Annotated in this window: 18 protein-coding genes; 12 read left to right on the forward strand and 6 right to left on the reverse strand. The window is 68.5% G+C overall.

Translation table 11 applies throughout. The features are described 5' to 3' along the window. Positions 1 to 13: 13 nt before the first annotated feature. From OK015_RS12810 to OK015_RS12820, 3 genes are read right to left on the reverse strand one after another with little or no spacing between them, the layout of a single operon-like run. Positions 14 to 1,519, reverse strand: a complete 1,506-nt coding sequence (locus tag OK015_RS12810; protein ID WP_268131923.1) for a flavin-containing monooxygenase — start codon at positions 1,517 to 1,519, stop codon at positions 14 to 16. Between the two features lie 11 nt (positions 1,520 to 1,530). Then, positions 1,531 to 2,496, reverse strand: a complete 966-nt coding sequence (locus OK015_RS12815) for an alpha/beta hydrolase (protein WP_268131924.1) — start codon at positions 2,494 to 2,496, stop codon at positions 1,531 to 1,533. A 22-nt stretch (positions 2,497 to 2,518) separates the two neighbouring features. Then, a complete protein-coding gene (locus OK015_RS12820; protein ID WP_268131926.1) occupies positions 2,519 to 3,478 on the reverse strand; it encodes an alpha/beta hydrolase in 960 nt (319 codons plus the stop codon). Here OK015_RS12820 and OK015_RS12825 point away from each other — a divergent pair. The 3 genes from OK015_RS12825 (at position 3,477) to OK015_RS12835 (ending at position 6,943) form a co-directional block, all read left to right on the forward strand. After that, positions 3,477 to 4,226, forward strand: a complete 750-nt coding sequence (locus tag OK015_RS12825; protein ID WP_268131927.1) for a lysoplasmalogenase — start codon at positions 3,477 to 3,479, stop codon at positions 4,224 to 4,226. The two genes, OK015_RS12820 and OK015_RS12825, sit on opposite strands and share 2 nt — an antisense overlap. Positions 4,227 to 4,306: 80 nt before the next feature. Beyond that, complete coding sequence (locus OK015_RS12830; RefSeq protein WP_268131929.1) at positions 4,307 to 6,325, forward strand: primosomal protein N'; 2,019 nt, start codon at positions 4,307 to 4,309, stop codon at positions 6,323 to 6,325. A gap of 135 nt (positions 6,326 to 6,460) precedes the next feature. Then, entirely contained in the window at positions 6,461 to 6,943 is a 483-nt protein-coding gene (locus OK015_RS12835) for a MarR family transcriptional regulator (protein ID WP_268131931.1), read from the forward strand. A gap of 3 nt (positions 6,944 to 6,946) precedes the next feature. Here OK015_RS12835 and OK015_RS12840 read toward each other — a convergent pair whose 3' ends face one another. Beyond that, positions 6,947 to 7,765 carry a class I SAM-dependent methyltransferase gene (locus OK015_RS12840; protein ID WP_268131933.1) on the reverse strand — a complete coding sequence of 273 codons (819 nt, stop codon included), beginning with the start codon at positions 7,763 to 7,765 and terminating at the stop codon, positions 6,947 to 6,949. 164 nt (positions 7,766 to 7,929) lie between these two features. Between OK015_RS12840 and fmt the strand changes: the two genes are divergently transcribed. Genes fmt through ribD form a run of 4 tightly spaced genes read left to right on the forward strand, consistent with a single transcriptional unit; the run spans position 7,930 to position 11,992 of the window. Beyond that, positions 7,930 to 8,862: a methionyl-tRNA formyltransferase gene (fmt, locus tag OK015_RS12845; RefSeq protein ID WP_268131935.1), complete on the forward strand. Its 933-nt coding sequence runs from the start codon at positions 7,930 to 7,932 to the stop codon at positions 8,860 to 8,862. Then, positions 8,859 to 10,241 carry an RsmB/NOP family class I SAM-dependent RNA methyltransferase gene (locus OK015_RS12850; protein ID WP_268131936.1) on the forward strand — a complete coding sequence of 461 codons (1,383 nt, stop codon included), beginning with the start codon at positions 8,859 to 8,861 and terminating at the stop codon, positions 10,239 to 10,241. The genes fmt and OK015_RS12850 overlap by 4 nt, the downstream gene beginning before the upstream one ends. A gap of 39 nt (positions 10,242 to 10,280) precedes the next feature. Beyond that, positions 10,281 to 10,970, forward strand: a complete 690-nt coding sequence (gene rpe / locus OK015_RS12855) for a ribulose-phosphate 3-epimerase (protein ID WP_442791247.1) — start codon at positions 10,281 to 10,283, stop codon at positions 10,968 to 10,970. A gap of 32 nt (positions 10,971 to 11,002) precedes the next feature. Beyond that, positions 11,003 to 11,992 (forward strand): bifunctional diaminohydroxyphosphoribosylaminopyrimidine deaminase/5-amino-6-(5-phosphoribosylamino)uracil reductase RibD, encoded by a 990-nt coding sequence (ribD, locus tag OK015_RS12860; protein WP_442791298.1) that lies wholly within the window; start codon positions 11,003 to 11,005, stop codon positions 11,990 to 11,992. Here the strand turns inward: ribD and OK015_RS12865 are convergent. Next, positions 11,989 to 13,536 (reverse strand): MFS transporter, encoded by a 1,548-nt coding sequence (locus OK015_RS12865; protein WP_268132686.1) that lies wholly within the window; start codon positions 13,534 to 13,536, stop codon positions 11,989 to 11,991. The two genes, ribD and OK015_RS12865, sit on opposite strands and share 4 nt — an antisense overlap. Positions 13,537 to 13,541: 5 nt before the next feature. Next, positions 13,542 to 14,246 (reverse strand): LppX_LprAFG lipoprotein, encoded by a 705-nt coding sequence (locus OK015_RS12870; RefSeq protein ID WP_268131939.1) that lies wholly within the window; start codon positions 14,244 to 14,246, stop codon positions 13,542 to 13,544. Positions 14,247 to 14,377: 131 nt separating this feature from the next. On the opposite strand from OK015_RS12870, the gene OK015_RS12875 reads away from it, so the two are divergent. From OK015_RS12875 to ribH, 5 genes are all read left to right on the forward strand, one after another. Beyond that, a complete protein-coding gene (locus tag OK015_RS12875; RefSeq protein ID WP_268131942.1) occupies positions 14,378 to 14,986 on the forward strand; it encodes a riboflavin synthase in 609 nt (202 codons plus the stop codon). Further along, the gene (locus OK015_RS12880; protein ID WP_268131944.1) at positions 14,983 to 15,258 is read left to right on the forward strand and encodes a hypothetical protein; all 276 of its coding nucleotides are present in this window, start codon (positions 14,983 to 14,985) and stop codon (positions 15,256 to 15,258) included. The genes OK015_RS12875 and OK015_RS12880 overlap by 4 nt, the downstream gene beginning before the upstream one ends. A gap of 249 nt (positions 15,259 to 15,507) precedes the next feature. Continuing rightward, positions 15,508 to 15,870: a hypothetical protein gene (locus OK015_RS12885; protein ID WP_268131946.1), complete on the forward strand. Its 363-nt coding sequence runs from the start codon at positions 15,508 to 15,510 to the stop codon at positions 15,868 to 15,870. A gap of 284 nt (positions 15,871 to 16,154) precedes the next feature. Next, positions 16,155 to 17,432 (forward strand): bifunctional 3,4-dihydroxy-2-butanone-4-phosphate synthase/GTP cyclohydrolase II, encoded by a 1,278-nt coding sequence (locus OK015_RS12890; protein ID WP_268131947.1) that lies wholly within the window; start codon positions 16,155 to 16,157, stop codon positions 17,430 to 17,432. Then, on the forward strand, positions 17,429 to 17,908 hold the full coding sequence (gene ribH / locus OK015_RS12895; RefSeq protein ID WP_268131949.1) for a 6,7-dimethyl-8-ribityllumazine synthase: 480 nt from the start codon (positions 17,429 to 17,431) through the stop codon (positions 17,906 to 17,908). The genes OK015_RS12890 and ribH overlap by 4 nt, the downstream gene beginning before the upstream one ends. Positions 17,909 to 17,910: the final 2 nt, after the last annotated feature.

Raw genomic sequence — 17,910 nt, forward strand, 5'->3', positions numbered from 1 at the left:
CGCTTCGTGGCGGTCAGGTGCCTGCGCCGGTGAATCGATAGTCGTCGAGGTCGAAACGACGGCTGCGCCAGTACGCCTGGAACGTGGTGGCGGGACGCAGCGGCACGTCACCGTTCTTGTCGAAGTAGTAGCTGTTGGCCAGTCGGCAGCTGTCCTGCCAGAAGATCTGGCGGTGCCGTTTGCGCATCATCTCGGCGAAGTAGCGGTCATTGGCGTTCTCGGTCACCTCGACCCGCGCCGCACCGTCGCGCCGGGCCTGCTCCAGGCACCGCACGATGTGGTGGGTCTGCGCCTCGATCAGCGCGAAATACGACGAGCCGACGTAGCCGTACGGACCCATGACGCTGAACATGTTCGGAAATCCCGGAACGCTGACGCCCTCGTAGGCCTGCAGGCGGTGTTTGTTCCAGAACTCGGTCAGCGTGGTGCCGCCGCTTCCGGTGATCGAAAAAGTCGGCATGTTGTCCGCGTCCATCACCTTGAAACCCGTCGCCAGCACCAGCACATCGATCTCGTGGTGCTCGCCGTCGGCGGTGGCCACCGCCGCGGGCGTGATCTTGTCGATTGGCTCGGTGACCAGCCGCACGTTGTCGCGGTTGAACGTGGCCAGGTATCTGTTGTGAAAGCCGGGCCGTTTGCATCCCACGGCGTACTGGGGAGTGAGTTGCTCGCGCACGTCCGGGTCGTCGACCTGCTCACGCAGATAGCGGCGGCCGGCGTCCCCCATCCGGCTGGCCAGCGGAACCATCGTGAAGTAGTGCGCCGCGATCGTGAAGGTCACCTCGACGAACGCCTGGCTGAGCAGTCGCTGGGCGGTCTTTCCACCGGGGATCCGCATCGCCCAGCGCAGCGGCGCGGGCATCGGGACGTCGAACTTGGGGAAGCACCAGATCGGGGTACGTTGAAACACGGTGAGCTGAGCGACAATTGGCGCGATCTCCGGGATGACCTGCACGGCCGAGGCGCCGGTGCCGATGACCGCGACGCGCTTGCCGGTCAGGTCTTGCCGGTGATCCCAGCGGGCGGTGTGCATGGTGAGGCCGTCGAAGGAGTCCACGCCGTCGATGTCGGGCAGGTTAGGCACGGTGAGCACGCCACTGGCGCTGATCAGGAATCTGGCTGTGAGGGTGCCACCCTGATCCGTCTGCAGACGCCATAACGAGTACTGGTCGTCGAACTCGGCGGCAAAAACCTTGGTGTTGAACCGAATCCGCGATCGGATGCCGTACTTGTCGACGCAGTGTTCGGCGTAGGCCTTCAGTTCGCGGCCGGGCGCGTAGGTGCGCGACCAATGCCGACTCTGCTCGAAGGAGAACTGATAGGAGAACGACGGAATGTCCACGGCGATACCGGGATAGGTGTTCCAGTGCCAGGTGCCGCCCACACCGTCGCCGGCTTCGATCACCAGGTAGTCGGAGAGCCCGGCCTTGTCGAGCTTGATCGCGGCGCCGATACCGGAGAATCCGGCGCCGACGATCACGGTCTGATAGTCGGGGTCCTCGTTGATCTCCGGGCTCATCGGCGTCGCCGCTAGGGATGCAACGCCTTCCGCAGCGCCCGAAGCCCACGCTCGGTGGCCTCCGCGGCGGCGGGGATCACCATGGCGAAGCTGGCATAGGCGTGCACCATGGTGGGCTCGTTGCTCAATTCGACGGGCACACCCGCGGCGCTGAGCAGTTCCGCGTAGCGCGCCCCGTCGTCACGCAGCGGATCGTGTTCGGCCGTCCCGATGTAGGCGGGCGGCAAACCGGACAGGTCGGCGGCGTTGGCCGGGGCCAGGGTGACGGGCAGCGTCTTGGGATCGCCGTCGATGTCGACGCCGGGCAGATACCAGGCCAGGAACGCCTCGATGACTTCACGGTCCAGCACCGGCGCGACGGCGTTCTCGGTGTGCGAGGGCAGTGACAGGTCGGCGGTGGTGACGGGATACCAGAGCAGCTGGAACGCCAGCGCCGGCCCGCCGTTGTCACGGGCCAGCAGTGCTACCACCGCCGCGAGGTTGCCGCCGGCGGAGTCACCGGCGACGGCGATCCGGCTCGGGTCAGCGCCCAGTTCGGCGGCATGCTCGCCGACCCACTGCAACGCGGCCCAGCTGTCGTTGACGCCGGCCGGAAAAGGGTGTTCGGGGGCGAGGCGGTAGTCGACGGACACCACGATGGCCTCGGCGGCGAGCGCGTGCGCGCGGGCGACCGGGTCGTGGGTCTCCAGATCGCCCAGGCAGAAACCGCCGCCGTGGTAGAAGACGACGACGGGCGGGGGAGCCTCGGTGTCCGGCGGCCAGTAGATTCGGACCGGGATGTCGGTGAGGTCACCGTGGCCGATCGTCCGGTCTTCGATGCGCATCGGCGGCAGCATTTCCTCCGGCACCTTGAGCTGGCGCAGTCGGGTGCGGGCAAGCTCGACGCCGTCATCCGCATTGAATGTCACGGTGAAGGCGTCCAGCAACGCCTTGAACGTCGGATCGATGCCCGGTCGGGCCAGGGGCGGCTCAATCATTCGTCCACCGTACCCCCGGTGTTTACCTCTGTAGCGCATTCCTCAGCGCCGCGAGCCCCCGGTCCGCCCCGGCCGTGGCGGCGGGCACCACGCCCGCGTAGCCGAGATAGCCGTGCACCATCGTCTCGGCGTTGTGCACCTCGGCAGGCACGCCCGCGTCAGCCAGCAGCTTGCCGTAGCTGATGCCGTCGTCGCGCAGCGGGTCGTACCCGGCGACGCCGATGTAGGCGGGCGGCAGGCCGGTGAAGTCCTTCGCCCGCCCCGGCGCCATGCGCACCGGCGGGTGGGACAAGTCGACTTCGCCTGCGTACCAACGGGAGAACTGCGCGATGGCCCGGGTGTCGAGAATCGGCGCGGTCGCGTTTTCGGCGAAGGACGGCAGCGACGGGTCCCACAGCACCGAGGGGTACCACAACAGCTGGAAGACGATCGGCGGGCCGTCGTCGTCGCGGCTCTGCTGGGCGATCGCTGCGGCGATGTTGCCGCCCGCCGAGTCCCCGGCGAGGGCCATCCGGGTGGTGTCCGCGCCCAGCTCGGCGCCGTGCTCGGCGACCCACAGCGTTGCGGCCCAAGCGTCTTCGACGGCAGCGGGATACGGGTGCTCGGGCGCCAACCGGTAATCGACGGACACCACGATCGCGTCGGCGCCCGCCGCGTGTTGACGGGCGGTGCCGTCGTGGGTGTCGAGGTCACCGATCACGAACCCGCCGCCGTGGAAGTAGACGACGACGGGCATCGCGCTGTCGACGGAATCGGTTGGTGGCCAATAGATCCTGATGGCGACGGAACCTCCCGGCCCGTCGATGGTGCGGTCCTCGACACGCAGCTCGGGGTGCACCGGCCGGCGCGGCAGGTCGCGGAACCGCTGGCGCGCAGCGTCGATGCCGTCGTCGGTCGATAGCCGGAACGGAACCGCGTCGAGTACCTTCAGCAGAATGGGGTCGATAGGAGGTTTCTCGTCGGCTTTGTCAAAGCTGGGCATGCAGGTACCGTACGCACCCCGCGTCATGGCCGGAGGCTGGGTGGCGGCCTGCTGGGCGGGCATCGCCTACGGCGTCTATTTGACCGTGATCGCGGTGCACTCCCCACCGGGAACTGCACTCACCGGGCATTGGGTTCTGCAGCCGCCGTTCAAGGCGTTGATGGCGTTGCTGTTGACCGTTGCCTCGTTCGCGCACCCCATCGTCAGCGAGCGGCGCTGGTTGATGCCCGCGCTGCTGCTGTCGGCGACCGGCGACTGGCTGTTGGCGATCCCGTGGTGGACCATGTCGTTCGTCTTGGGGCTGGCGGCATTTCTGTGTGCGCACCTGTGCTTCATGGGTGCGTTGCTCCCGTTGGTGGTCAGGGAGGCATTGTCGCGCACCCGCATCGCGGTCATGGTGGCGCTGTGCGTGGCCGCGGTCGGATTGCTGGTGTGGTTCTGGCCGCACCTGGGTCAGGACAACTTGACGCTGCCGGTGACGGTTTACGTCGTCGTGCTGACCGCGATGGCGTGCACGGCGCTGGCGGCGCAACTGCCGACGATCTGGGTGCCGGTGGGCGCGGTGTGTTTCATGACATCGGACGCGATGATCGCGATCAGCCGATTCATCCTGGGCCATGACGCGCTCGCGGTGCCGATCTGGTGGCTGTATGCCGCCGCGATGATCCTGATCACGGCGGGGTTCTTCTTCGGTCGAGACGACGCCGCCGACGCCCCCGACCATGATCTCCGGCCCGTCGCGGGCTAACTGTCGGTGGCCGCCGCTACCGTGTGGCCACGGACGGTAACATTGGTGGCTGACAACGTATTTGGCGACTCGAGGGCGCGATGAGCGCGACCGGTGGTGCGCGCCTGCCCGTCGAAGTGGAACCGATCGCCCGGGTGCTGCCGATGCTGTCGGTGCCGCATCTGGATCGTGAGTTCGACTACCTGGTGTCGGCCGAACAATCCGATGACGCCCAGCCGGGAGTGCGGGTGCGGATCCGTTTTCACGGCCGGCTGGTGGACGGGTTTGTGCTGGAACGCCGCAACGACACCGACCACGTCGGCAAGCTGGGCTGGTTGGATCGCGTCGTGTCGGCCGAACCGGTGCTCACCCCGGAAATCCGCCGATTGGTCGACGCCGTGGCGGCGCGCTATGCCGGGACGCGACCGGACGTATTGCGGCTGGCCGTCCCGGCCCGGCACGCCAGGGTGGAGCGGGAATCCACCGCGATCCCGCCGGCGCCGACCCCCGCGCCCGTCGACCCGTCCTGCTGGGAGGTGTACAGCCGCGGCGGCCAGTTCCTGTCCGCCCTGGCGGAGTCGCGTGCCGCGCGGGCCGTGTGGCAGGCGCTGCCGGGCGAGCAGTGGGCGGACCGCTTTGCCGAGGCCGCGGCGCAGACGCTCCGCGCCGGGCGCGCGGCGCTGGCGATCGTGCCCGATCAACGGGATCTGGATGCGCTGTGGCTGGCCGCGACCGCCCGGATCGACGAGGACAGTGTGGTGGCGCTGTCGGCGGGCCTGGGGCCGGCGGCTCGCTACCGGCGTTGGCTGGCGGCGCTGCGGGGCAAGGCGCGATTGCTGATCGGCACCCGCAGTGCGGTTTTCGCGCCGCTGGACGACCTGGGACTGGTCATGGTCTGGTCGGATGCCGACGACAGCCTGGCCGAGCCCCGGGCTCCCTACCCGCATGCCCGTGAGGTGGCGATGCTGCGCGCGCATCAGGCCCGGTGTGCGGCGCTGATCGGCGGCTACGCCCGCACCGCCGAGGCCCACGCCCTGGTGCGCAGCGGTTGGGCCCACGACATCGTCGCGACGCGGCCCGTGGTGCGGGCCCGCACGCCGCGGGTGGTCGCCCTCGACGACACCGGCTACGCCGACGAGCGGGACCCGGCGGCACGCTCCGCGCGGATACCGTCCATCGCGCTGCGCGCCGCCCGCTCGTCGCTGCAGTCCGGGGCGCCGGTGCTGGTCCAGGTGCCGCGCCGCGGCTACGTGCCGTCGCTGGCCTGCGGGCGCTGCCGCGCCATCGCTCGCTGCCGGCACTGCACCGGGCCCCTCTCACTAGCCGAGTCGTTGCAAGAGCGCGGACCCGGGGCGGTGTGCCGGTGGTGCGGACGTGCCGAACCGGCGCTGCGCTGCGCCCGGTGCGGGTCGGATGCGGTACGCGCGGTGGTCGTCGGGGCCCGGCGCACCGCCGAGGAGCTGGGCCGCGCTTTCGCGGGCACACAGGTCATCACCTCGGCGGGTGATGCGATCGTGGCCGAGGTGGCCGCCCACCCGGCCCTGGTGGTCGCCACGCCGGGCGCCGAACCCCGCGCCGACGGCGGGTACGGCGCCGCGCTGCTGCTGGATACCTGGGCACTGTTGGGTCGCCAGGATTTGCGCGCCGCCGAGGACGCGCTGTGGCGCTGGATGACCGCTGCGGCGCTGGTGCGATCCCGCGGCGACGGCGGAGTGGTGACCGTGATCGCCGACTCGGTCATCCCGACGGTGCAATCGCTGATCCGGTGGGATCCGGTGGGTCACGCCGAGGCTGATCTGGCGGCTCGAAGCGAGGTCGGGCTGCCGCCCAGCGTGCACATGGCAGCCGTCGACGGCAGCGCCGACGCGGTGGGAGCATTGCTCGACGAGGCCCGGCTGCCCGACGGTGCAGACCTGCTCGGCCCGGTCGATCTGCCGCCGGGTGTGCGCCGGCCGCCGGGCACCCCCGCCGGTGTGCCGGTGATCAGGATGCTGGTGCGGGTCAGCCGCGAGCAGGGTCTACAGCTGGCGGCAAGCCTGCGCCGCGGTGTTGGTGTGCTGAGCGCCCGGCAAACTCACGAACCGGTGCGGGTGCAGATCGACCCCCTGCAAATCGGGTAGCCGGCGCATCTGGGTCGGCCGGACAGCAATTTTGCGGTCGGCCGCGCCGGCCCGTCTCCGGCAGCGATAGTATTCATGAGCAATAGTCCCTTTCTGTGATATTCGTAGGTTTGGGGGCCCGGTAAGGAGGCCAGGATGGCAACGGAAGACACGCTCGAAGCCAGCGAGTCGCTGGATGCCATCACCGACGCGTTGCTCACCGCTTCGCGATTGTTGGTCGGCCTGTCGGCTCGGTCAATCGGACAGGTCGACGAGAACATCACCATCGCGCAGTTCCGTACCCTGGTGATCCTGTCCAACCGGGGCCCGGTCAACCTGGCCACGCTGGCCAGCCTGCTGGGTGTGCAACCCTCGGCTACCGGGCGCATGGTCGATCGCCTCGTCGCCGCCGGGCTGATCGATCGCCTGCCGCACCCGACTTCCCGGCGCGAGCTGATCGCCGCCCTGACCAAGCGGGGCCGCGAGGTGGTGCGTCGGGTCACCGCCTACCGGCGCGCGGAAATCGCCGCCATCGTGGAAAAGATGCCGGTGGCTGAGCGCCACGGGCTGGTACGTGCCCTGACGGCCTTCACCGCGGCCGGCGGAGAGCCCGACGCCAACCTGGACCTCGACCTTTAGGGCTCATCGCTTTTCCACCGTGAACAGCAGGTATTCCCAGCGCATGACGCCGTCGGCCAGGTATTCCTCGGCGAGTTCGACGAGTTGTGCGTCGAGCTCGGCGGCCAGCACCCGATTGTGGCCGATGTTCGCGTAGGCCTCGATCGTCGGGCCGTAGTGATTTTTGAAGTATTCGTGAACGGCTGTGGCACAGTAGAATCGGTCGACTTCCAACATGCCCCGCACCGTGGTCAAACGACCGATTCGATCCCCCAGCAGCCCGGCGACGTAGCCTTCACGTCCCCATAAGGCCGCAGGTGGCACGGCCGGTGAGAGGCTCGGCCGGTACGGCCGGATGGTCGCCAGCATCCGGCCGAAGAAACCCTCCGGGGTCCAGCTGATCACGCCGATCTTCCCGCCGGGCCGGCAGACTCGCACCAGCTCCCGGGCCGCCAGCTGATGGTTTGGCGCGAACTGCACGCCGATCGCCGACATCACGACGTCGAACTCGCCGTCGGCGAACGGCAGCGCGTGCGCGTTGGCTTCCCGGTAGTCCAGCGTCACTCCCTGCGCCGCGGCGCGCGCCCGCGACCGTGCCAGCAGCTCCGGGGTGAGGTCCGTGGAGACCACGGTGGCGCCCGTCTGCGCGGCGGGAAGCGAGATATTGCCCGAGCCGGCGGCCACGTCGAGTACTCGAGTCCCGCGTCGAATACCGGTGGCGGAAACCAGGATTGGTCCTAGCGGGGCCATTACTTCCTCGGCCATCAGTGCATAGTCGCCCAGCGCCCACATCGCCCGATGGCTGGCCGCAAGGTCCTCGGGGATGGATACGTCGAGAGTCATCAGTCCTCCTGGGTAGTAGGAAGAGGCTGCGTACTCGACCTCGTCGTCGCCGGCAGTCTCCGAAATACTATCTTCTAGAAATAGTAGCCATAGGCAACTATACGCTGGCCGGCCGAAACCACTCGCGCCGTCGAGCCGGATCCGGTGCTTCTTAGACTGTCCCGGTGCGTCTCGTCTTCGCCGGCACCCCCGAACCAGCGCTGCCCGCGTTGCGTCGCCTCATCGACTCGCCTGCTCACGAGGTGGTGGCCGTGCTGACCCGGCCCGATGCCGCCGCCGGGCGGCGGGGTAAGCCGGAACCGTCACCGGTGGCGCGCGAGGCACTCGACCGCGGCATTCCGTTGTTGCGGCCCTCGCGGCCGAACTCGGCGGAATTCGTCGCCGAACTGTCGGAGTTCGCGCCGGACTGCTGCCCGGTGGTGGCCTACGGCGCGCTGCTGCGCGACGGCCTGCTCGCGGTGCCCTCGCGCGGCTGGGTCAATCTGCACTTCTCGCTGTTGCCGGCCTGGCGCGGCGCGGCGCCCGTACAGGCCGCCATCGCCGCGGGGGACACCATCACCGGAGCGACGACGTTCCAGATCGAACCCAGCCTGGACTCCGGACCGGTCTACGGCGTCGTGACCGAGACAATCCAGTCGACCGATACGGCGGGTGATCTGCTTGAGCGACTGGCGATTTCGGGTGCGGCGCTGCTGTCGGCCACACTGGACGGCATTGCCGACGGGACACTGACGCCACGACCGCAATCGTCCGACGGGGTCAGCATCGCGCCGAAGATCACCGTTGAGGAGGCCCGGGTGCGCTGGGACTTGCCGGCAGCGGTGGTGGAGCGCCGTATCCGCGCCGTCACACCCAACCCGGGGGCCTGGACGATGGTCGACGACCTGCGGGTCAAGCTGGGGCCGGTGCAGATCGATGCGGATGCTCCAGAGTTGTTGCTGCCCGGCGTAATTCAAGTGGACCGCAAAAGCGTGCGGATCGGTACCGGATCGGAACCGGTGCGGCTGGGCCAGATTCAGCCACCCGGCAAGAAACTCATGAACGCCGTCGACTGGGCACGCGGCGCGCGGCTCGACGCCGGCGCGCGGGCATCATGAGCCCGAATCAGCGCCGGTCTGCCCCGCCAAGGCGGCGTAAGCCGTTGGATCCGGCCCGGGCCGCCACCTTCCAGGTGCTCCGGGCCGTCAGCGAACGCGATGCGTACGCGAACCTGGCCCTGCCCGCGCTGCTGCGCGACCGCGGCATCAGCGGACGCGACGCGGCGTTCGCCACCGAGCTGACCTACGGCACCTGCCGTACCCGCGGCCTGCTGGACGCGGTCATCGGCGCGGCCGCCGGACGGCCGCCGGAGGCGATCGACCCGGTGCTGCTCGATCTGCTGCGGATGGGCACCTACCAACTGCTGCGCACCAGGGTCGACGCGCATGCCGCGGTGTCGACCACCGTCGAACAGGCGGGGGTCGAATTCGATTCGGCGCGAGCTGGTTTCGTCAACGGCGTGCTGCGGACCATCGCCGGGCGAGACGAGAAGTCCTGGGTGGACGAACTGGCTCCCGACCCGGCGCGGGATCCGATCGGGCACGCCGCTTTCGTGCACGCCCATCCACGCTGGGTCGCCCAGGCCTTCGCCGACGCGCTGGGCGCGGACGCCGGTGAACTCGGCGCGGCGCTGGCCGGCGATGACGAACGGCCCCAGGTGCACCTGGCCGCTCGCCCGGGCGTGCTGAGCGCGGGGGAGTTGGCCGAGGCGGTCGGAGGCACCCTCGGCCGCTACTCGCCGTATGCGGTGTACCTGCCGGGTGGGGACCCCGGACAGCTGGCGGCGGTGCGCGAGGCCCGGGCCCTGGTGCAGGACGAGGGCAGCCAATTGGTGGCCCGCGCGCTGACGCTGGCGCCGGTCGACGACGACACCGGACGCTGGCTCGACCTGTGTGCCGGTCCGGGCGGCAAGACGGCGCTGCTGGCGGCGCTGGGCGTCGAGCGTGGTGCGCGGGTCACCGCGGTCGAGCCGTCGCCGGGTCGCGCGGACCTGGTCGCCGAGAACACCCGCGGTCTGGACGTCGACGTGCGCCGCGTCGACGGGCGCCAGAGCGATCTCGAGCCGGGTTTCGACCGGGTGCTCGTCGACGTGCCCTGCACCGGGTTGGGTGCCTTGCGGCGCCGGCCCGAGGCGCGTTGGCGCCGTCAGCCGTCCGATGTGCCGGCGCTGGCCAAGTTGCAACGCGAGCTGCTGGCCGCCGCGATCGCGCTGACCCGCCCCGGCGGCGTGGTGCTCTATTCGACCTGCTCGCCGCATCTGGCCGAAACGGTGGGGGTGGTGGCCGACGCGCTGCGCCGTCATCCGGTGCGGGCGTTGGATACCCGGCCACTGTTCGAGCCCGCGGAGCCGGGCGAGGGGCCCTATACGCAGCTGTGGCCGCACCGGCACGGCACCGATGCCATGTTCGCGGCCGCGCTGGTCCGCGTAGCGGAGTAGCGGGAGCGAGTGACTGCCGGGCTCAGTAATGTGGCACACATGGCCGGCAGCAGCGGTGGACCCCTGATAGCTCCGTCGATCCTGGCCGCCGATTTCGCCCGGCTCGCCGACGAGGCGGCCGCCGTCACGGGTGCCGACTGGCTGCACGTCGACGTGATGGACGGCCACTTCGTGCCCAACCTGACGATCGGCCTGCCGGTGGTGGAGAGCTTGCTGGCCGCCACCCGGATTCCGATGGATTGCCACTTGATGATCGACAATCCGGACCGGTGGGCTCCGCCGTACGCCGAGGCGGGCGCCTACAACGTCACCTTTCACGCCGAGGCCACCGAGAACCCGATCGGGGTGGCCCGCGATATCCGGGCCGCGGGTGCCAAGGCCGGGATCAGCGTCAAGCCGGGGACCCCGCTGGAGCCCTACCTGGAGATCCTGCCCCAGTTCGACACCCTGCTCATCATGTCCGTCGAGCCCGGCTTCGGTGGCCAGAGCTTCATCCCCGAAGTGCTGAGCAAGGTCCGCACCGTGCGGAAGATGGTTGACGCGGGGGAGTTGACGATTCTGGTCGAAATCGACGGCGGCATCAACGCGGACACGATCGAGGAGGCCGCCGAGGCCGGGGTCGACTGCTTCGTCGCCGGTTCCGCGGTCTATGGCGCGCAGGACCCCCAGGCTGCGGTCGCGGCGCTGCGACGCCAGGCCGGTGCCGCGTCGCCGCATCTACGCCGGTGAGCGGTCGGCCTGTCGAGAGCCTCGACGCCGCAATGCGGTTGGCTGTCGAACAGTCTTGTCTGGTCAAGGGCGGCACCTATCCGAATCCGCCGGTCGGGGCGGTGATCCTGGACGCCGGCGGCCAGGTGGTCGGCGTCGGCGCCACGGAGCCGGCCGGTGGCGACCACGCCGAGGTGCTGGCGCTGCGCCGGGCCGGCGGCCTGGCGGCCGGTGGCACCGCGGTGGTCACGCTGGAGCCGTGTAACCACTACGGCAAGACTCCGCCGTGTGTGAACGCGCTGATCGACGCGGGCGTGCGGACGGTCGTCTATGCCGTCACCGATCCGAACGAGGTCGCGGCCGGCGGGGCGGCCCGGTTGGCGGAAGCGGGCGTGGAAGTGAAGTCCGGCGTGCTGGCCGCGGAGGTCGCCGGCGGGCCGCTGCGCGAGTGGCTGCACAAGCAGCGCACCGGGTTGCCGCATGTGACCTGGAAATACGCCAGCAGTCTCGACGGTCGCAGCGCCGCCGCCGACGGCACCAGCCGGTGGATCTCCAGCGAGGCGGCCCGCCTGGACCTGCATCGTCGCCGCGCCGCGGCCGACGCGATCATCGTCGGGACCGGCACCGTGCTGACCGACGATCCGGCGCTGACCGCCCGGCTGCCCGACGGTTCGCTGGCGGCGAAGCAACCGCTGCGCGTCGTGGTCGGCATGCGCGAAATACATTCCGAGGCAAAGGTTCTCAACGACGATTCGCGCACCATGGTGATTCGCACCCGCGACCCCATGGAGGTACTCAAGGCGCTTTCGGACCGCACCGATGTGCTGCTGGAGGGCGGCCCCACCCTGGCCAGTGCCTTCCTGCGGGAAGCGGCGATCGACCGGATCCTGACCTACGTCGCGCCGGTCCTGCTGGGCGGACCCGTCACCGCCGTCGGCGACGTGGGCGTGCCCACCATCACCCGGGCGTTGCGGTGGCGGTTCGACGGCGCCGACCGGATCGGCCCGGATCTACTGCTCAGCCTGGTGCCGCAGAGCGGTTAGCGCTCGCCCGCCGCGACGGTTTCCTGCTCGGCGACTTCCGGCTCCTCGGCGTGTTGCTTACGGCCGCCCAGAAGCAGGCCCAGCAGCGCGCCCACCACACAGATGACGACGGTGGCCGCGAAGATGTCGCCGTACATCAGGGCGAAGGCCTTCAGGTACAGGGTGGCCTGGGCGGCGATGCGTTCCAGTAGCGTCGCGTCGGCCGGGATCTTCGCCGACAGCCCGGCGATGATCTGGTTGAACCGGTACAACCCCCAAGCGCTCAGCGCCGCGACGCCGATCAGCATGCCCGTCATCCGGGCTACCACCACCGCCGCGGAGGCGATACCGTGCTGGGCCGACGGAACCACCCGCAGGGCGGCCGAGGTCAGCGGCCCGATCACCAGGCCGAGTCCCAGACCGGCCACCAGCAGGTCGGTGTGGACCAGCGGCAGGCTGACCCCGAAGACGTCGTGGTGTTGGGTCATCACGTCCATGCGCCAGTAGTGGATCAGCCAGTAGCCGTACGCCGCGATCAGCAGCCCGATAAAGGTCATCGCGCGGTCGCCGATCCGGGTCGCGATGAAACCACCCAGCACCGCTCCGATCGGCAGCGCGATCAGGAACCACAGCAACAAGCCGGCGGCCTGCGTCTGGCTCATCTGCAGCACGCCCTGGCCGAACAGCTCCACGTTGACCAGGGTCACCATCAGCGCCGCGCCGGCGGCGACCGATGCGCCCAGCGCGGCCAGAAACGGCCGGAAGTGCACCCCGGCGGGTTCGATGAGCCGAGTGCGGGAGAAGCGCTCCCAGAGCACGAACAGCACCGCGACCACGACCGCCCCGATCACCAGCGGCAATCCGTAGCTGGGCAATATCGTCTTACCGTCGGGCTGGGGGTTGTACAGCCCGATGACCGCCAGGCCCAGCGCGATGGCCAGCAGGAGACCTCCGACGACGTCGACCTTTTCGGGCTCCTCCACGCGCTGGTGCGAGGGCAGGCTGAACTGGATCATCACCATGGCGACCAAGGTCAGCGGGACGTTGATCCAGAACACGTAGCGCCAGTCGTGGAACAGCCAGACGATGAAGATCCCGTACAGCGGGCCGAGCACGCTGCCCAGCTCCTGCGCGGCACCGATTCCGCCCAGTACGCTGGCGCGGTTGCGCTGTGCCCACAAATCGGCGCCCAGGGCCAGCGTGACCGGCAACAGCGCGCCGCTGGCAATGCCCTGGATGGTGCGGCCGGCGATCAGCAGGTGGAAATCGCCCCAATGCCCGGCCAGCGCGGTGACCACCGAGCCGACGATGAACAGCGACAGACTGATCTGCAGCACCAGCTTGCGGCCGAACCGATCGGAAGCCCGGCCCAGCAGCGGCATCGCTGCGATGTAGCCCAGCAGGTACATCGTGATGATCCAGGTGATGCGCTGCAGCTGGTTGATCGGGATATGAACGTCGCTCATGATGTCGCGCATGATCGTGACGACGACATAGGCGTCCAGGGCGCCCAGCAGTACGGCGAGACTGCCCGCGCTGATCGCGATTCCGCGTCCGGCTCGCATGCTCATCAGCTCACCGGGGGCTTGGTCACGGTGACCGGCTTGCCCCAGTCCGACAGCGTCACCTGGACGGAATTGCCCTGGCTCTTCTCCAGGTTGGCCTGGACCAGCTGGTGATCGCCGCTCTCCTGAATCCACACGGTCGCCGGCACGGGCTGCGACGCGGCGAGGCTGGGGATGATTTTGTTCACCGCATCCGGGGTGACATTCCCGCTGATCTTGATGGTGGTCTGGCCGTTGATCGTTTCGCGGCCCTCGGCCTTGGCGTTGGTGAAGTTCGCCAGCACGTTGCCCAGGCCGGCGTCCGGGCTCAGCAGCACCGAGACGTCGTAGACGTCGGCGGCCTTGCCGAAGTCGCTCCACTTGTTGGGGGTGAGCGTGGCGTACAACACCGAGTCGTAGACCACGAAGTTGGCGTCGATGTCGGAGCCGGCCATGGACAGCTGGGCGTTGCCCGACGCGGCGGTGTTCGGGGTGGTGGTCAGGTCGCCGGTCAGCTGCTTGATCGGCAGGCCGGGAATCTTGCCCTGCGTCGACAGCACCAGGTGCACGCTCTTGAGGTTCTTGGTGACGTCGGCGGATTGCTTGACCAGTGTCGTGGCGTCGGGCAAGGGGCCGCCGCTGTTCTTCGACCCCGACGAGCAACCGGCGATCAGGACGGTGGCGAGGGTCAGGGAAGCGAGGACGGCCGTTAGACGGCGGCGTGTCTGCATAACGTGCATCGTAGTGGGTCTCGATGACCGGGCCTTGGGACGTGGGGTCGGGTGAGCCCCGCGACGAGGGCGTTCCGCGCGTCGGTCGTGGTCGCTCACCAGGCAAAGCACCGGCGAATTAGCCTGGTGGAATGTTCACCGGAATTGTCGAGGAACTCGGAGAGATCACCGGTCGGGACGTCCTCACCGATGCCGCCCGCCTGACCATCCGCGGACCCGTCGTCACCGCCGACGCCGGCCACGGCGATTCGATCGCCGTCAACGGTGTCTGCCTGACGGTGGCCGAGCTGCTGGCCGACGGCCAATTCACCGCCGACGTGATGGCCGAAACGCTGGACCGGTCCAACCTGGGCGGGTTGCAGGTCGGCAAACGGGTCAACCTGGAGCGTGCCGCCGCGGTCAACAGCCGGCTCGGTGGCCACATCGTGCAGGGGCACGTCGACGGCACCGGGCAGGTGGTGGCCCGCACGCCCTCCGAACACTGGGAAGTGGTGCGCATCGAGATCCCCGCGGCGGTCGCTCGCTATGTGGTGGAGAAGGGGTCGATCACCGTCGACGGTATTTCGTTGACGGTCTCCGGCCTTGGCGCCCAGCCGCGGGATTGGTTCGAGGTGTCCCTGATCCCGACCACCCGGGAACTGACCACCCTTGGTCATGCTCCGGTCGGCACCCAGGTGAACCTCGAAGTCGATGTGATTGCGAAATATGTCGAGCGGCTGATGGCCGCGAGAAATCCATGAGAGGCGCTCCCGCAATCGCCGCCGGCGCCCTGCTGTGGATGGCGTCGCTGGTGGGCTGCGGAACCGCCCACGCCGACGCGAGTCAGGAAAAAGAAGCGTGCCAACTGATGGACGATCCGGAAGGACATGATTCGGGCTATCAGCCGGCCGAATACGCGTTCATGGTGTTGCGCGGCAAGATGACGGCGCAGGACGCGCGAAACGCGATCTCGCTGGGGGCCCAGGACTTCTGCCCGAACCACATCATCGACTTACCGGCCAGCTGGCGATGAGAAGCAGTGGATTCGTGAATTATGCACTGCAGCAATCAGTTTCGTGCAACGGCGGTGTCAGCTACTGAGCTCGGGCAGGCGTGCGGCCGTCGGGTATAGGCCCTGGTCAAAGATTGCATTTTGGTAACAATAGTCACGATCGCACTACACCATGGCGACACGCCTGTTCTAAACCCCCACGCAGCCCTTTGCGGGTCCATACTCGATCGCATAGGCCGGCCGCTTTAACCAAGCGAAGGAGCTGCAGAAATGTCCGTCGAGAGGTTAGCCGAGGCCGTCTACGAAGACCTCGCATTTGAAGCGGTAGCGACGTTGGCCCCCCGCAAGGCCGACGCGCAATCGCGAGCGCTGTGGAGCAGGGAAGTCAACGACACCGTGTTGACCATCGTCGAGCACCGGGTGCGCGACTACACGAGTTACGAGTTGGTCGGCGACGACGGGCGCGACGTGTCGCTGGGGCGGTTTTCCAGTTACCCCTCCGCCACCGCCGCGGTCAGCAAGTGGACGCACTTCATCGAGCTCGGTGGTTCGGTCGGCAGGTGGCTGGCCCAATACGCGGGCGATTGTGGTGGCGGCCAGGTGATCCAGATGCCGATGAGGCGAACCGGCTAGCACTTCGCGCCGGCCCGCACGGGTCACGGCTTTGCGTGCATATCGATCGTCGTGCGCTTAATCATTCTCCGTAATAATTGTCACACCGCGCCGTGCTCTCGGGCCGATGCTCAGGGGCGGCGCCACGCGCTGGTCAGCGCGGCCGCGAACCCGACGCGAATCCCCGATGTGACTGTCGAAGTGGTGCCGAAAGTAGCGGCAATAACCCTGCGCTGTGCGTGGTTCATACTTGTAGCAATACGCGGGCTTCGCGTGTTGCTTGGCACGACAGCAAGGCAGCGCAGATGACGAGGTTGGATTCCGTCGAGAGGGCGGTTGCCGACATCGCGGCCGGTAAGGCCGTGGTCGTCATCGACGATGAGGAACGTGAGAACGAGGGCGACTTGATCTTCGCCGCCGAGAAGGCGACGCCGGAGATGGTGGCTTTCATGGTGCGCTACACGTCCGGATACCTGTGCGTCCCGCTGGACGGCGCGGTCTGCGACCGGTTGGGGCTGCTGCCGATGTACGCGCTCAACCAGGACAAGCACGGCACCGCCTACACGGTCACCGTCGATGCAAGAAACGGTGTCGGCACCGGGATTTCGGCGTCCGACCGCGCGACCACGATGCGGCTGCTTGCCGATCCCACCAGCGCTGCCGATGACTTCACCCGCCCCGGTCACGTAGTTCCGTTGCGCGCCAAGGACGGCGGTGTGCTGCGGCGACCCGGCCACACCGAGGCCGCCGTCGACTTGGCCCGGATGGCGGGCCTGCAGCCCGCGGGCGCGATTTGCGAGATCGTCAGTCAGAAAGACGAGGGCGCGATGGCCCAGACCGACGAGCTGCGGGTCTTCGCCGACGAGCACGACCTCGCGCTGATCACGATCGCCGACATCATCGAGTGGCGGCGCAAGCACGAAAAGCACATCGAGCGCATTGCCGAAGCGCGCATCCCGACCCGGCACGGAGAATTCAAGGCCATCGGCTATGCGAGCATCTACGAGGACGTCGAACACGTCGCGCTGGTCCGCGGCGACCTCGCCGGGCCGAACGGCGAGGGCGACGACGTGCTGGTCCGAGTGCACTCCGAGTGCCTGACCGGAGACGTCTTCGGCTCCAGGCGCTGCGATTGCGGGCCCCAGCTCGACGCCGCGATGGCCATGGTCGCGCGGGAGGGGCGCGGCGTGGTGTTGTACATGCGCGGTCACGAGGGCCGCGGTATCGGCCTGATGCACAAGCTGCAGGCCTATCAGCTGCAAGACGCCGGCGAAGACACCGTGGACGCCAACCTCAAGCTCGGATTGCCCGCCGATGCAAGGGATTACGGAATCGGCGCGCAGATCCTGTCGGATCTCGGCGTGCGATCGATGCGACTGCTGACCAACAACCCGGCCAAACGGGTCGGGCTGGACGGCTACGGGCTGCACATCATCGAGCGCGTCTCCCTTCCGGTGCGTGCCAACGCGGAGAACATTCGTTACCTGATGACCAAACGGGACAGGATGGGACACGACTTGGTCGGGCTGGACGACTTCCACGAATCCGTCCATCTGCCAGGCGAATTCGGTGGTGCTTTGTGAGTGGAGTTGGCGTTCCGGAGGCGGGGGAACTCGATGCGTCCGGCGTGCGGCTCGGTATCGTCGCAAGCACGTGGCACAGCACCATCTGTGACGCGCTACTGGCCGGCGCCCAGAAAGTGGCCGCGGACTCGGGCATCGACAGCCCGACGGTGGTGCGGGTGCACGGCGCGATCGAGATCCCGGTGGTGGCCCAGGAGCTCGCCCGCAACCACGATGCCGTTATCGCCCTCGGCGTCGTAATCCGTGGTGCAACACCACATTTCGAGTATGTTTGTGATGCGGTAACCCAGGGTCTCACTCGGGTTTCCTTGGACGCGTCGACACCGGTTGCCAACGGGGTGCTGACGACCAACACCGAGGAGCAGGCACTGGACCGGGCCGGGCTTCCGACGTCCGCGGAGGACAAGGGCGCTCAGGCGGCCGGTGCTGCCCTGACCGCCGCGCTGACCTTGCGTGACCTGCGCGCTCGGTCGTGAGT

The organism is Mycobacterium sp. Aquia_216 (assembly GCF_026723865.1).
Lineage (GTDB): Bacteria > Actinomycetota > Actinomycetes > Mycobacteriales > Mycobacteriaceae > Mycobacterium.

Coding starts and splice junctions, on each gene's coding strand:
- OK015_RS12810 (WP_268131923.1), bottom strand. CDS start 1,519: ATGAGCCCGGAGATCAACGAGGACCCCGACTATCAGACCGTGATCGTC.
- OK015_RS12815 (WP_268131924.1), bottom strand. CDS start 2,496: ATGATTGAGCCGCCCCTGGCCCGACCGGGCATCGATCCGACGTTCAAG.
- OK015_RS12825 (WP_268131927.1), top strand. CDS start 3,477: ATGCAGGTACCGTACGCACCCCGCGTCATGGCCGGAGGCTGGGTGGCG.
- OK015_RS12820 (WP_268131926.1), bottom strand. CDS start 3,478: ATGCCCAGCTTTGACAAAGCCGACGAGAAACCTCCTATCGACCCCATT.
- OK015_RS12830 (WP_268131929.1), top strand. CDS start 4,307: ATGAGCGCGACCGGTGGTGCGCGCCTGCCCGTCGAAGTGGAACCGATC.
- OK015_RS12835 (WP_268131931.1), top strand. CDS start 6,461: ATGGCAACGGAAGACACGCTCGAAGCCAGCGAGTCGCTGGATGCCATC.
- OK015_RS12840 (WP_268131933.1), bottom strand. CDS start 7,765: ATGACTCTCGACGTATCCATCCCCGAGGACCTTGCGGCCAGCCATCGG.
- OK015_RS12850 (WP_268131936.1), top strand. CDS start 8,859: ATGAGCCCGAATCAGCGCCGGTCTGCCCCGCCAAGGCGGCGTAAGCCG.
- rpe (WP_442791247.1), top strand. CDS start 10,281: ATGGCCGGCAGCAGCGGTGGACCCCTGATAGCTCCGTCGATCCTGGCC.
- ribD (WP_442791298.1), top strand. CDS start 11,003: ATGCGGTTGGCTGTCGAACAGTCTTGTCTGGTCAAGGGCGGCACCTAT.
- OK015_RS12865 (WP_268132686.1), bottom strand. CDS start 13,536: ATGCGAGCCGGACGCGGAATCGCGATCAGCGCGGGCAGTCTCGCCGTA.
- OK015_RS12870 (WP_268131939.1), bottom strand. CDS start 14,246: ATGCAGACACGCCGCCGTCTAACGGCCGTCCTCGCTTCCCTGACCCTC.
- OK015_RS12875 (WP_268131942.1), top strand. CDS start 14,378: ATGTTCACCGGAATTGTCGAGGAACTCGGAGAGATCACCGGTCGGGAC.
- OK015_RS12880 (WP_268131944.1), top strand. CDS start 14,983: ATGAGAGGCGCTCCCGCAATCGCCGCCGGCGCCCTGCTGTGGATGGCG.
- OK015_RS12885 (WP_268131946.1), top strand. CDS start 15,508: ATGTCCGTCGAGAGGTTAGCCGAGGCCGTCTACGAAGACCTCGCATTT.
- OK015_RS12890 (WP_268131947.1), top strand. CDS start 16,155: ATGACGAGGTTGGATTCCGTCGAGAGGGCGGTTGCCGACATCGCGGCC.